This window comes from Citrobacter sp. CF971 (genome assembly GCF_006385635.1).
Classification (GTDB): Bacteria; Pseudomonadota; Gammaproteobacteria; order Enterobacterales; family Enterobacteriaceae; genus Citrobacter; species Citrobacter freundii.
Genome location: NZ_CP041051.1, coordinates 4,729,938 through 4,743,395 on the forward strand (window position 1 = coordinate 4,729,938; position 13,458 = coordinate 4,743,395).

13 protein-coding genes and 1 pseudogene are annotated in these 13,458 nt (G+C 54.1%); 10 read left to right on the forward strand and 4 right to left on the reverse strand.

What is annotated here, in order from left to right:
• Positions 1-4: 4 nt before the first annotated feature.
• Together E6P06_RS26430 and E6P06_RS26435 are read right to left on the reverse strand one after the other, a co-directional pair.
• Positions 5-1,207: an MFS transporter gene (locus E6P06_RS26430; protein WP_003024301.1), complete on the reverse strand. Its 1,203-nt coding sequence runs from the start codon at positions 1,205-1,207 to the stop codon at positions 5-7.
• A 251-nt stretch (positions 1,208-1,458) separates the two neighbouring features.
• A complete protein-coding gene (locus E6P06_RS26435; protein ID WP_003846109.1) occupies positions 1,459-2,160 on the reverse strand; it encodes an autotransporter outer membrane beta-barrel domain-containing protein in 702 nt (233 codons plus the stop codon).
• Positions 2,161-2,317: 157 nt separating this feature from the next.
• On the opposite strand from E6P06_RS26435, the gene tag reads away from it, so the two are divergent.
• Entirely contained in the window at positions 2,318-2,887 is a 570-nt protein-coding gene (gene tag, locus E6P06_RS26440) for a DNA-3-methyladenine glycosylase I (RefSeq protein WP_003837723.1), read from the forward strand.
• Positions 2,877-3,317 (forward strand): N-acetyltransferase, encoded by a 441-nt coding sequence (locus E6P06_RS26445; RefSeq protein ID WP_003837722.1) that lies wholly within the window; start codon positions 2,877-2,879, stop codon positions 3,315-3,317. Before tag ends, E6P06_RS26445 begins: the two co-directional genes overlap by 11 nt.
• Here the strand turns inward: E6P06_RS26445 and E6P06_RS26450 are convergent.
• Positions 3,286-5,619: a molybdopterin guanine dinucleotide-containing S/N-oxide reductase gene (locus E6P06_RS26450; protein WP_139935845.1), complete on the reverse strand. Its 2,334-nt coding sequence runs from the start codon at positions 5,617-5,619 to the stop codon at positions 3,286-3,288. The two genes, E6P06_RS26445 and E6P06_RS26450, sit on opposite strands and share 32 nt — an antisense overlap.
• 159 nt (positions 5,620-5,778) lie before the next feature.
• Here E6P06_RS26450 and E6P06_RS26455 point away from each other — a divergent pair, with 159 nt between their 5' ends.
• From E6P06_RS26455 to ghrB, 7 genes and pseudogenes are all read left to right on the forward strand, one after another.
• Positions 5,779-6,441, forward strand: a complete 663-nt coding sequence (locus E6P06_RS26455; RefSeq protein ID WP_003837719.1) for an OmpA family lipoprotein — start codon at positions 5,779-5,781, stop codon at positions 6,439-6,441.
• A gap of 141 nt (positions 6,442-6,582) precedes the next feature.
• Positions 6,583-7,599: a LacI family DNA-binding transcriptional regulator gene (locus tag E6P06_RS26460; RefSeq protein ID WP_044700393.1), complete on the forward strand. Its 1,017-nt coding sequence runs from the start codon at positions 6,583-6,585 to the stop codon at positions 7,597-7,599.
• A 99-nt stretch (positions 7,600-7,698) separates the two neighbouring features.
• A complete protein-coding gene (locus E6P06_RS26465) occupies positions 7,699-8,448 on the forward strand; it encodes a sugar phosphate isomerase/epimerase (protein ID WP_139935846.1) in 750 nt (249 codons plus the stop codon).
• Positions 8,449-8,451: 3 nt separating this feature from the next.
• A complete protein-coding gene (locus E6P06_RS26470) occupies positions 8,452-9,390 on the forward strand; it encodes a sugar kinase (protein ID WP_136397238.1) in 939 nt (312 codons plus the stop codon).
• 70 nt (positions 9,391-9,460) lie between these two features.
• Positions 9,461-10,771 (forward strand): annotated as a pseudogene (locus tag E6P06_RS26475) (MFS transporter).
• A 6-nt stretch (positions 10,772-10,777) separates the two neighbouring features.
• Positions 10,778-11,014 (forward strand): hypothetical protein, encoded by a 237-nt coding sequence (locus E6P06_RS26480; RefSeq protein WP_127790525.1) that lies wholly within the window; start codon positions 10,778-10,780, stop codon positions 11,012-11,014.
• A gap of 15 nt (positions 11,015-11,029) precedes the next feature.
• Positions 11,030-12,004, forward strand: a complete 975-nt coding sequence (gene ghrB, locus E6P06_RS26485) for a glyoxylate/hydroxypyruvate reductase GhrB (protein WP_016151146.1) — start codon at positions 11,030-11,032, stop codon at positions 12,002-12,004.
• Positions 12,005-12,062: 58 nt separating this feature from the next.
• On the opposite strand, the gene E6P06_RS26490 is transcribed toward ghrB, so the two are convergent.
• A complete protein-coding gene (locus E6P06_RS26490; RefSeq protein WP_003837709.1) occupies positions 12,063-12,773 on the reverse strand; it encodes a DUF3053 domain-containing protein in 711 nt (236 codons plus the stop codon).
• Between the two features lie 380 nt (positions 12,774-13,153).
• Between E6P06_RS26490 and E6P06_RS26495 the strand changes: the two genes are divergently transcribed.
• Positions 13,154-13,444: an HTH-type transcriptional regulator gene (locus E6P06_RS26495; RefSeq protein WP_003024273.1), complete on the forward strand. Its 291-nt coding sequence runs from the start codon at positions 13,154-13,156 to the stop codon at positions 13,442-13,444.
• The last annotated feature ends 14 nt before the right edge of the window (positions 13,445-13,458 follow it).

Genomic DNA, 13,458 nt, shown 5'->3' on the forward strand with positions numbered 1-13,458 from the left:
AGATTCAGGCGTGTGCCTCGGTATAGACGCTACGCTGCGGCTGACGAATAGTGGTAGAAAGCGCCAGCGAGATAATTAACAGCGCAAAGATAACGCAGAAGGTCACATAGAATCCGCCGAACAGCGAGGCGATAATGGAACCACAAATGCTGCCGATACCGAAACCTAAGTAAATGACACCGTAGTTTTTAGCCAGGTTGTTCAAACCGAAGAACTCACTCACCAGTGACGGGAACACGGTGATGGTGCCGCCAAAGTTAAATGCCACACAGGCAATCGCCGTAAAGAAGGTCACATCATTCAACGGCGCGAACAGCAGTGCGGCCATACCCACCAGCGAAACGACCTGACCAATGGTGATAACGCGAATACGAGAGATTTTGTCGGACAGAATCCCCAGAACCAGACGACCGGACAGGTTAGCGATAGAAATCACGGTCACCGCGTTTGCCGCCGTTGCCACATCCATATGTGCCAGACTTTGTGCGATATCTTTCGCCACGCCAATTACGTACAGCCCGCTCATACATGCCGTCAGGAACATGACCGCCAGCATCCAGTACTGCGGTTTACGCATGGACTGCGCCAGGGTGTAGTCATTCTCAACCACGCCATTTTTCGTTTTCACTTCCTGATTCGGCGCGTCTTTCATCAGCGTGGAGCCAAAGACGATCATTACCAGCACAATCGCGCCCCAGATCATGAAGGTTTTTTCCAGACCCACGGTGCTCAACAGTTGGCTATCGATGAATTTAAAACCGAGGCTGCCAAGACCGTAAGAACCGATAGCGAAGGCGGAAATCAGCCCTTTACGCTCCGGGAACCATTTTACACAGTTGGAAAGTGTTAACAGGTAGCCTGCGCCATCCGCCAGACCAACCAACACACCAGCGCTCAGCCACAGCATAATCAGGCTGTCAGAGTGGGCGGTTAAGAAGAAGCCCACACCGAGTAAAATACCGGAGGCCATGGTGACGCGTTTCACGCCAAAACGTTCCTGCAGTTTCCCGGCGACGGAAGAAGAAATTGCCAGCCCGAGGCTCAGCAGGCCAAAGGAAAAGGCAACCTGACTCACCGGCGCATCAAGCTTAGAAGAAAGCGCACCGTTAAACAGGCTCCAGGTATAAACAGAACCTAAAGCAAATTGGGTAATGATGGTGCCGATCAGTGTCAGCCAGCGGGTACGCTGATAATCAGAAGTTTTCATGGCAGTCTTCCTGCATAAACAAAATGGGAAATTCTCTGCCAACAACCATACCGAAGCGTTTTTATGAGCAGGGGAAAACGGCATGAAATGCCGCCAGGACGGAATGAAATGCCTGGAATGCGGAATGAATGACGAGACAAAAAGTCGGGTTACTGAATTTTATCGCATGAGTTAGTACACGCTATCGCTGGAGTGCGTGTGATTGTTGATCTCAACATGTAATCAAGATGTTTATGTGATGATTGTTTACGTTAAAATTTGGCGCTCACTCCCATGGTGTACATATAGTCGCTGTTGTTGGTGCTATTTTCCGCCTGCGACAGCGCCGCGTAAGCCGCCATGTGCGGGTTCAACAGCATATCCGCACCGACGGTAACATCTACCCAGTTACCGTCCTGACCCGCCGCCGTCATGCGACTGAGACCCGACTGCGCCTTCCAGATATTTTCGCCAAACTGCTGGTTATAGCTGATTTGCGCCCACGGTCGCACATCACCGAACTGCGAATTGACTCGCCAGCCCAACGAGCTCACGCTGGCATGCCACAGCGGATCGTTCTGCGTTACCGACGTCGCGCTATCGCCAAATTCGTTGTAAGTAGATGTGGTGGAACCGTCATAATGCAGCGCGGCAACCGGACCGGTTGTCACCTGTCTTGAAAGCGGGAAGTTCCAGCCCATACTCATGCCGCTGGTGGCATCCATTGGTGTCTCATCCGCCAGATTCACCACGGGCCCCGCCACGTTCTGAGTGGAACGAATACGTTCTTCCAGAATGTCGTTATAACGTGGTTGGTGATCGCTGTCCCATGTATAACGTTCAGCCGTATGCCCTGACAGCGCATCAACGATATATTCTTGTTGCCAGCCATATGCTGTATTGATGGACAGCGCACAAACTATGACGCTCGCCAGAGTTAACCTTTGGCGACCACTACTGTTTCTTATAAGCATCAACGCGACTCCAGAAAAGAGCCGAATTCGGCGATATTATTGTCATTGTGTGAAGTATTTGGGCCAGCAGGCCTTGTATTAAATATTGTCTTTTTAGCTGGCGCGTCAAGGCGGGCCGAATGAAATTTTTACGCCAGTAAAAACAGCGAGGAAGAATATGCAGCGTTGCGGATGGGTCAGTCAGGATCCACTTTACATTGCCTACCACGACAAGGAATGGGGCGTCCCCGAAACCGATGGCAAAAAGCTGTTCGAAATGATCTGCCTCGAAGGCCAGCAGGCCGGGTTATCGTGGATTACCGTACTCAAGAAACGGGAAAATTATCGCCACGCTTTCCACCATTTTGACCCGGAAAAAGTGGCGACCATGACCGAAGAGGATGTGGAAAGGCTGGTACTGGATGCCGGCATAATTCGCCATCGCGGAAAAATTCAGGCCATTATCGGCAACGCTCGCGCCTTTCTGACGATGGCACAAAACGGAGAGTCGTTTAGCGAGTTCGTCTGGTCATTTGTTGATAACCAACCACAAGTGACCCGCGCCGCCAACCTGAGCGATATTCCCACCTCCACGCCTGCGTCAGACGCGCTGTCTAAAGCGTTAAAAAAACGCGGTTTTAAGTTTGTCGGCACCACCATTTGTTACTCCTTTATGCAGGCATGCGGCCTGGTCAACGATCATGTCACCAGCTGCATCTGTTATCCGGGAGAACAACATGATTCGTGAATCAAAGGCTGAAGATATATCAGCGATTCTGACGCTGTGGATGGAAAGCACAATCCATGCCCATCCGTTTATCGAAGAGCGCTACTGGCGCGAAAGTGAATCAGTGGTGCGGGATGTTTATCTGCCAGCCGCGCAAACCTGGGTGTGGGAAGAAGAAGGCGAGCTCAAAGGTTTTGTCAGCGTCATTGATGACCGCTTCCTCGGCGCGCTGTTTGTCGCGCCTGCCGCCATCAGAAGCGGGATCGGCAAAGCGCTGGTACAGCATGTGCAGCAGCGCTTTTCGTTACTCAGCCTGGAGGTCTACCAGAAGAATCAATCAGCGGTGAACTTCTACCATGCGCTGGGTTTTCGCATTGAAGACGGCGCATGGCAGGAAGAGACTCACCATCCCACGTGGATTATGGGCTGGCAGGCGGATCAAACGCCGTAAGCGTCAACGTGGGTCCGCTGTATTTTTCGAGCCACGCCAGCGCGGTGTTGCCTGCGCAGCCATTCCCCAGCTTCGAGCTGGGGAGATCTTTGGTCAGCACATTGACGGCGCCATTTTTACAAATACCGTCAGCTGTCGGCTCCAAATCCGGCCAGGCGCCTTCATGAATACAGATGACGCCAGGTTTGATGCCCTCCGTCACCACAGCCCCCGCCAGAACGTGTCCACGCTGATTCCACACCCTGACCGTATCGCCATCCGCAATGCCGCGCGCGTGGGCATCCTGCGGATGAATCGTTACCGGCTCACGATCCGCTACCGCATACTGCTCACGCAACGCGCTGTAGTTAAGCTGACTGTGCAAACGGTGCGCCGGATGGGCAGAAAGCAGCTGTAGCTGGTCCGGTTCGGCATTACCGAACCACTCATCCGGCTCCAGCCACATCGGGTGCCCCGCACAGTCCGCGTAGCCGTAACCAGCAATCCTCGCGGAGTAGATTTCAATTTTTCCGCTGTCCGTTTTCAGCGGATGAGCCTGCGGGTCGCGGCGAAAATCCGCAAAACGGATAAACTGCGCGCTGGCGGCATTTTCCGGCATTTCGATCAGGGCGTTGCGCTGCCAAAACTCGGCGAAAGGCGGCAATGTCACCTGCTGACTGGCCCCACGTTGCCCGGCAATATTGTAAAACGTCTCCAGCCATTCCAGCTCGCTTTTGCCTTCGGTGAATCGCTCGTAACCGCCCTCTTCCCAGCGTTCACTCAGCTCGGCAAAAACATCATAATCATTTCGCGCTTCGTCCTGCGGCGGCACAACCTGCTTCATCGGCACCAGGTGCTGGTTGCTGTAGTCGCCGGTCATGGTCAAATCATTGCGCTCAAAGGAGGTGGTCGCCGGCAGTACGATATCGGCATGCTTCGCTGCGGCGGTCCAGAAACACTCCGAGATAACCACCAGCTCCGGTTTTTGCCAGGCGCGAATTAAACGGTTAGTGTCTTGATGATGGGTGAAGTTAGCGCCACCAGCCCACCACAACATGCGGATGTCCGGGAAATGGCGGTCCATGCCGTTGTGCTGGTAAAAACCACCGGGATTTTCCAGCGCTTCAACAATTCGCGCTACCGGGATTTTATCTACCGCGTCGGTACCGCCTTTAACGCTGCCCTGCATTGAAGCCAGCACCGCAGCCCGGCGCGTTGGGTTGCCTCCGTTGGCAAAATGATACGACAGCCCAAAACCGCCGCCTGGCGTCCCGATTTGCCCGAGCATGGCGGCCAGGGTGACGATCATCCAGTGTTTCTGCTCACCATACTGTTGGCGCTGCATCCCCCATCCGGCCATCAGCATGGTGGTATTTTGGTGAAATATCGCCGCAAGTTCGCGTATTTTTGTTGCGGGTATACCGCAAATCTCCGCAGCCCACTCTGCCGTTTTCACAACATCATCAGATTTACCCAACAGATAGTTTGCAAAACGGTCATAGCCGGTGGTACACCGGGCGAGAAAATCCTCGTCATGCCAGCCGTTTTCCACCAGCGTATGCGCGATGCCCAGCATCAGCGCTACGTCGGTTCCCATATGCGGGGCAATCCATTCCATCTTATCGCCAAAGAAATCGACGCTTTCCGATCGCATCGGATCGATACAGATCAACCGTTTACCGCTGTCGCGCAAAGCCTCAAAGTAAGCGAGCCCCTGCTCATCGGACGCGTTCCAGGCAATCTTCAGTGTATTCAGCGGATTAGCGCTCCATAACACCACCACCTCGCTGTTCTCAAGCACCACAGGCCAGCTGGTTTGCTGCTGGTAAACTTCGTTACCGCCCACCACGTACGGCATGATCGCCTGCGCAGCCCCCGTCGAATAATCTCCCAGATGCCCGGTATAACCGCCTGCCAGCGCCATATAGCGTTGTAGCAGGGTTGCCGCTTTGTGTAACACGCCGTTAGAGCGCCAGCCGTAGGAACCGGCAAAAATCGAGGCCGGGCCGTAGCTGTCACGGATGCGTTTATGCTGCGTATGGATAAGATTCAGCGCGTCGTCCCAACTGACGCGAACAAATTCATCCTGCCCACGCACGCCCTGGGGATTCTCCGGCAAGGCGAGAAAGCCTTTACGCACCATTGGAAAACGTACCCGCGTTTTACTGTGAACCTGGTCGCGCACCACGGTTTGCAAAGAGTTGGGATGGGAAGTGGGCAGCGCGCCACGCGAGGAGAAAACCGTCTCACCATCGGTGTCGACGAGAATTGGTCCCCAGTGGGCGGCGGTTAACACCGAGTAATGTGCGGGTGAATTAGCCAAGATGGCGCTCCTGAATGCGATGTGACGGCTTATTTATTATGCCGTTCAATGTTACTTACAAATTTCAGAGTCTTCCCTGGAATTTTCTTCATGTTCACACGTCATAATCAACCGCCACGGTCGCTGTGGCAAAGAAGAAAAAGTCATTAAGGAATTAAGATGAAGAAACGTGTTTTTGTTATTGCTGCCATCGTGAGCGGCGCCCTGGCGGTTTCTGGCTGCACAACAAACCCTTACACCGGCGAACGCGAAGCAGGTAAATCCGGCATTGGCGCGGGTATTGGCTCTCTGGTCGGCGCGGGCATTGGCGCACTCTCTTCTTCGAAGAAAGATCGCGGTAAAGGTGCACTGATTGGCGCAGCGGCGGGTGCGGCCGTTGGCGGCGGTGTCGGTTATTACATGGACGTGCAGGAAGCCAAACTGCGCGACAAAATGCAGGGAACGGGCGTCAGCGTGACGCGTAGTGGCGATAACATCATTCTGAATATGCCGAATAACGTCACCTTCGACAGCAGTAGCGCCAACCTGAAACCTGCTGGTGCCAACACCCTGACCGGCGTGGCAATGGTACTGAAAGAGTACAATAAAACCGCCGTCAATGTGCTGGGCTTCACCGACAGCACCGGCAGCCAGGATCTGAATATGCGTCTGTCTCAGCAACGCGCGGACTCCGTGGCCAGCGCCTTAATCACGCAAGGGGTTGCCGCTAATCGTATCCGCACTCAGGGCATGGGTCCGTCAAATCCGATCGCCAGCAACAGCACGGCGGAAGGTAAAGCGCAAAACCGTCGCGTTGAGATTACGTTGAGTCCTATGCAGTAATCGTTGAGCCGGGTGGCGGCTTCGCCTTACCCGGCCTACGTTCGACAAGTAGGCCCGGTAAGCGCAGCGCCACCGGGCAAATTACTTGCTTCGTCAGATTTTCCCGCTAAGGTATTCACACGAAATTCAGGGAAATCAGCGATGAGCAAATCAACACGGGCAACCATCAGCGATGTGGCGAAAGCCGCAAAAACCGGCAAGACCAGCATTTCACGCTATCTCAACGGTGAAAAGCACCTGCTTTCCGACGCGCTACTGGCCCGCATTGAACAAGCCATTGCCGATCTCGACTACCGTCCCAGCCTGATGGCAAGAGGCCTGAAACACGGTCGTACCCGCCTGATTGGTCTGATCATCGCCGATATTACCAATCCCTACTCCGTCAACGTGTTAAGCGGCATTGAAGCCGCCTGCCGCGATAAAGGCTTTACCCCGCTGGTGTGTAACACCAACAACGAAGTGGATCAGGAACTGCATTATCTTGACCTGCTGCGCAGCTACCAGGTCGAAGGGATTGTGGTCAACGCCGTCGGGATGCGCGAAGAGGGGCTGAACCGCCTGCAGCAGTCTGCGCTGCCGATGGTGCTGATTGACCGTAAAATTCCCGATTTCGCCTGTGATATGGTCGGGCTGGATAACACCCAGGCGGCAACGGTTGCCACGGAACATCTGGTCGAACAAGGTTTTGAAGCCATCCTGTTCCTCAGCGAACCGCTCGGCATGGTGAATACCCGCCGCGAGCGCCTGAGCGCTTTTCGCGCCACCCTCGCACAGTACCCCGGCGTTATCGCGCAAAATGCCGAAGTCCCGCTCACGGACAATACGCAGTTGGACGAAACCCTGCGCCAGTTCCACCAGCAGCACCGGGGAATGCGCAAAGCTGTTATCTCAGCTAATGGCGCTCTCACACTGCAGGTTGCCCGCGCCCTGAAACGCATTGGCCTTAACTGGGGCAGCGATATCGGCCTGCTCGGTTTTGACGAACTGGAATGGGCCGAACTGGCGGGCGTTGGTATTACCACGTTGAAACAACCTACCTGGCAGATTGGCTACACCGCCGTTGAGCAGGTTGTACGCCGGATCGATGGCGGCCCTGCTGCCATTCAGGAACAGGTCTTCTCCGGCGAACTGATCGTTCGCGGCTCTACCGCCCGTTAAATTTCCTTCGTGATGGTGATCATAAATTCAACATCATAAGCTTTTCTTTGGAACCGGTTCCATCTAGCGTTATAGCAAGAACGCTAGTCTGGAGTTTCCATGAAAAGAAAAATTATGGTGGTCACCGCCGCTTACGGCCACGACCAGGTACGGGCCGCTGGCGGGCAAACGGCAATGCTGCCCATTATCGCTGAAGCCGGTGCTGACGGCGTCGAAATCCGCCGCGAATTGCTGACCGACGCCGAGCTGCACACGCTGTCCACGGTGGCATCTGCTATCGAAATCTTCGGCCTGCTGACCTGTTACTCAGCGCCTGAGCCGTTGTTCCTTGAGGACAGTAGCCTCAATCCCCGACTTCCTGCGCTACTTGAAGAAGCACAGGCCCTGCAGGCGCTGTGGCTAAAAGTCTCCCTCGGTCATTTCTCCCATACCGAACAGTTCAACGTGTTACGTGAATGGCTGGACAACAGCGGAATGGAACTGGTTGTCGAAAACGATCAGACCGCCTGCGGACGCCTGAAGCCGATGCAGCGCTTTAACGAAGCCTGCCAGACGCAAAATCTGCCGATATCTCTGACCTTCGATATGGGCAACTGGCTGTGGGTGGGCGACTCCCCGGAACAGGCGGCGCAGAAACTGGCGTCAACCGTTGGGTATATCCATGTCAAAGCCGCCGTTGCACATCGCGACAGCTACCGTGCCGTACCGCCTGATGCAGCCGATCCGCGCTGGCTGACGCTGTTGAAAACGCTGCCGGGCGATGTTCCACGCGGCATTGAGTTTCCCCTGGAAGGGCAGGATTTGGCGGCGGTTACCCGCCGTTACGTCGAGTTGTTACGCGAGGAGTAACGCATGAAAAATTCACTGGATGTGGTCACTATTGGTGAAGCGATGGCGATGTTTGTCGCCACGCAAACCGGCGAACTGGCGGATGTGGAGCAGTTTATCAAGCGCGTTGCTGGCGCTGAACTCAATGTGGCGACCGGTCTTGCCCGGCTGGGCCTGAAGGTCGGTTGGGTAAGCCGTGTAGGCAACGACAGTTTTGGCCGTTTTATCGTTAAGTCGCTGGAAAAAGAAGGGATTGATGCGCAGGGAGTCACCCAGGACGGGCGTTACGCTACCGGCTTTCAGCTTAAATCTAAAGTCGAAAATGGAACCGATCCCATTGTGGAATACTTCCGCAAAGGTTCCGCTGCCAGCCACCTCAGCATTGAGGATTATCACGAAACCTACTTCGCCAGCGCGCGCCACCTGCACCTGAGCGGCGTAGCGGCGGCGCTTTCTGCCAGCTCTTATGAACTGTTAGCCCATACCGCCCGCACGCTGAAAGCACAAGGGAAGACCATCTCGTTCGACCCGAATTTACGCCCTGTGCTGTGGAAAAGCGAAGCCGAGATGGTGGAAAAACTGAACCGTTTGGCATTCCAGGCCGACTGGGTTTTGCCTGGATTAAAAGAGGGCATGATTTTAACCGGTCAGCAGACGCCTGAAGCCATCGCCGACTTTTATCTGCGCCACGGGGTGAAGGCCGTGATCATCAAAACCGGGGCTGATGGCGCCTGGTACAAAACCGCCGGCGGTGAACAAGGCTGCGTTGCACCGGTAAAAGTCGACAACGTGGTTGATACGGTCGGCGCAGGTGATGGTTTTGCCGTGGGCGTTATTAGCGCCCTGCTGGAAGGCCGCTCGCTGCATCAGGCGGTGACCCGCGGCAATAAAATTGGCGCACTGGCCATTCAGGTTCAGGGCGACAGCGAAGGATTACCCACACGTGAACAATTAGGGGAATAAATTCCCGGCCAACTCTGTCTCTGTACCCTACATTCAGAGGCGGCGTATCAGTATAACCAGAGGGCAGTCTATGAATAGCTCAACTAATGCAGCAAAACGCTGGTGGTACATCATGCCAATCGTGTTTATCACGTATAGCCTGGCGTACCTTGACCGCGCGAACTTCAGCTTCGCCTCCGCCGCAGGTATCAACGAGGACCTCGGCATTACCAAAGGGATCTCTTCCCTGCTGGGCGCGCTGTTTTTCCTCGGCTACTTCTTCTTTCAAATCCCGGGCGCAATTTACGCCGAACGCCGCAGCGTACGAAAACTGATTTTTGTCTGTCTGATCCTCTGGGGTGCCTGTGCGTCGTTAACCGGCATGGTCAGCAATATTCCAATGCTTGCCGCCATCCGCTTTATTCTTGGCGTCGTTGAAGCCGCGGTCATGCCCGCAATGCTGATTTATATCAGTAACTGGTTTACGAAGTCCGAGCGTTCGCGCGCAAACACTTTCCTGATCCTCGGTAACCCGGTTACCGTCCTGTGGATGTCCGTGGTTTCCGGGTATCTGATCCAGGCGCTGGGCTGGCGGGAAATGTTCATCATCGAGGGCTTCCCGGCCATCATCTGGGCGTTCTGCTGGTGGGTGCTGGTAAAAGACAAACCGTCTCAGGTCGGTTGGCTGTCAGAATCTGAAAAAGCCGCCCTTCAGGCACAACTGGAAAAAGAGCAGCAAGGAATCAAAGCCGTACGGAACTATAGCGAGGCTTTCCGCTCACGTAACGTCATCCTGCTGTGTATGCAGTATTTCACCTGGAGTATTGGCGTCTATGGTTTTGTCCTGTGGCTGCCGTCGATTATCCGCAACGGCGGTGCAAATCTGGGGATGGTTGAGGTTGGCTGGCTGTCATCCGTACCTTATCTGGCGGCGACTGCGGCGATGATCCTCGTTTCCTGGGCCTCCGATAAACTGCAAAATCGTAAGCTGTTTGTCTGGCCACTGTTACTGATAGCTGCTTTCGCTTTTATCGGCTCCTAGGCCGTGGGCGCAGACCACTTCTGGATTTCTTACACGCTGTTGGTTATTGCGGGTGCGGCAATGTATGCCCCTTATGGTCCTTTCTTTGCCATCATTCCGGAAATGCTGCCGCGTAACGTTGCCGGGGGTGCAATGGCGCTGATTAACAGTATGGGCGCACTAGGCTCATTCTTTGGTTCATGGTTTGTCGGCTACCTCAATGGCGCTACCGGCAGCCCGTCCGCCTCGTACATTTTTATGGGGGTAGCGCTTTTTGTCTCAGTATGGCTAACTCTCATTGTGAGGCCGAGTCCTGCCATTGAACACACCGTCGACACTGTGGCAGAACCGCGTAATCAAGGCGGAGGGCGCTGGGCATAGTGAACTATGCCCAAGCCAGACAACGAAGAGTTCGTGGTTCTGACGCGTGTCCCGAAGGGCTGGGGCTATTTTTGCCCATTGCGGCGTTACTCCCAGCTCGTTTGGTTCACCAAACTTCTCTGCTCGTGCCTTGCACTGGGCAAAAATAACCGCCAGCGACGTGCGTGTGCAACGGCAGGACTCGGCCTGAGCCTGCTAATAATCAACAGCTACCTATTGGCGCACGCCACGCTTAAATTTTAACTTACGGAGATTCGCATGAAGCCGTCCATTATTCTCTATAAAGCGTTACCTGACGATTTACTGCATCGCCTGGAAGAGCATTTTACTGTGACTCGTGTGCCTAACCTGCGCCCGGAAACGGTCGCACAGCACGCCGAAGCGTTTGCCAATGCGGAAGGTCTGCTGGGCTCCAGTGAAGCCGTCAATACTGCTCTACTGGAGAAAATGCCGAAACTGCGTGCGACCTCCACGATTTCCGTCGGCTATGACAACTTCGACGTCGATGCCCTTAACGCGCGTAAGGTACTGTTGATGCACACGCCAACCGTACTGACAGAAACCGTCGCCGATACGGTGATGGCGCTGGTGTTAAGCACCGCTCGCCGCGTGGTAGAAGTGGCTGAACGGGTGAAGGTCGGTGAATGGACCAAAAGTATCGGGCCGGACTGGTTCGGTACGGATGTGCACCACAAAACGCTGGGAATTGTCGGCATGGGCCGCATTGGGCTGGCGCTGGCACAACGTGCGCATTTCGGCTTTAGCATGCCGATTCTCTATAATGCGCGCCGTCATCATCAGGAAGCAGAAGAACGCTTCAATGCGCGCTACTGCGACCTCGATACGCTGTTACAAGAATCCGATTTTGTCTGCCTGATCCTGCCGTTAACCGACGAAACGCATCATCTGTTCAGCACCGAACAGTTTGCCAAAATGAAGTCTTCCGCCATTTTCATTAACGCCGGACGTGGGCCGGTGGTCGATGAAAAAGCACTGATTGCCGCCCTGCAAAACGGCGAAATTCATGCCGCTGGCCTGGATGTGTTTGAGCAGGAGCCATTACCGGCAGACTCACCGCTGCTGTCGCTGCCAAACGTGGTTGCTGTGCCGCACATTGGTTCAGCCACGCACGAAACGCGCTATAACATGGCGGCCTGTGCGGTGGATAACTTAATCGATGCGCTGCAAGGACGCGTTGAGAAGAACTGCGTAAACCCGCAGGTCGCGCGATAAACAAAAGGCCGGGTAGCGCTTACGCTCACCCGGCCCTTCATATCTTACAGCGACTTAATTACTGAGCGGCATTCACCGCAGCAGTCCAGGCCTGGTTAAATGCTTGATGTTGAGAAGCCAACGGGCCAATCAGCGTGTTGTACTGACTTGCCTGCTGTGACGTTGGGAACTGGATACCGTTGGCGACAAAGCTCACCTGCGTATCCTGCTGCGCCACAAAATCACCAACCTGCACTAACTGCTGCGTGAAGATTTGCGCTGCAGGGATCAGCGGCTGTAACGCCTCTGCAGGTACAGTGACGACTTTATTGTAAACCTGGTCAAAGACCGGCTTCAGATCTTCGCCCTGCTTCAGCGCGCCATGCGCAGCATCTGCCTGTAGTTTCGCATTCTGCAACTGTTGCCCTAATACACCTAGCGCACCATTTGCCTGACGCAGCGGCTCACGCTGAGTCACATAATCCTGAGGAACACGAATCGCATTTACGCTATCAACCACCGGACGCAGACCGGAGTCCATCGCCTGATTAACCTGCTGCGAATAGCCATACAGAATCGCGTAATCGGACACAAACGGGCCAAACTGTTTTTTCTGATCGGCGGTCAGCGTTGGTAAACGCTCTCCGCTACGCATTGCAGTATTCTGCAGAAAATCGATAAACGCTTTGCGTTGATCGCCTTCTTTATCAAAACACCCACTCAGGCCAACTACCATTAAGAGCGCCAAAACAGGCGCAAACCAGCGAGAGCAGGACTTACCTGTCGCCATTTTAATACTCCTTTCACCCAAAAATGCGCACAACGACACCCGCGTGCCTGACGTTAACAAGGATAGTCCAGGTCAGCCCCGCAAGATACCCTTTCCGCATAATCTTGTGGGGGAAAATAACCGTTCCCACCACCGTTCGTTTTGCTAAACAATGCTGCATTTACTACTCGGCGTCATATTTTAGTCATCTTTACAATCGGAATCGATCGTTCGGAGATCCCGACCTTTATCAGTTTGTTAGCCTGCGAAAGATTGTTACCCACCGTTTGCTGAAACGAATCCATCTCTCAAACCCCGAATCCGACTTCATTTTTTCCGACTACTCTTAATGAGCTTCGAAGAAATTCACGATCCCGCTGTGTGATTTGTAGGAGTTCTCAATGGAATACAAAGATCCTATGTTTGAACTGCTGAGCAGTCTGGAGCAGATTGTTTTTAAAGATGTATCGCAGACGGTCACTCTGACGCAAAAAACCAACCCTTTCACCGAATTTGAACAGTTACGACGAGGGACGGGTTTAAAAACAGATGATTTTGCCCGAGTAATGGGCGTGACAGTCGCGATGGTTCATGAATGGGAGTCTAAACGCGTAAAGCCTTCCACTACCGAATTGAAGTTAATGCGCCTGATCCAGGCAGATCCAAGATTAAGTAAGCAACTGATGGATTGAACTATTTTTCAATT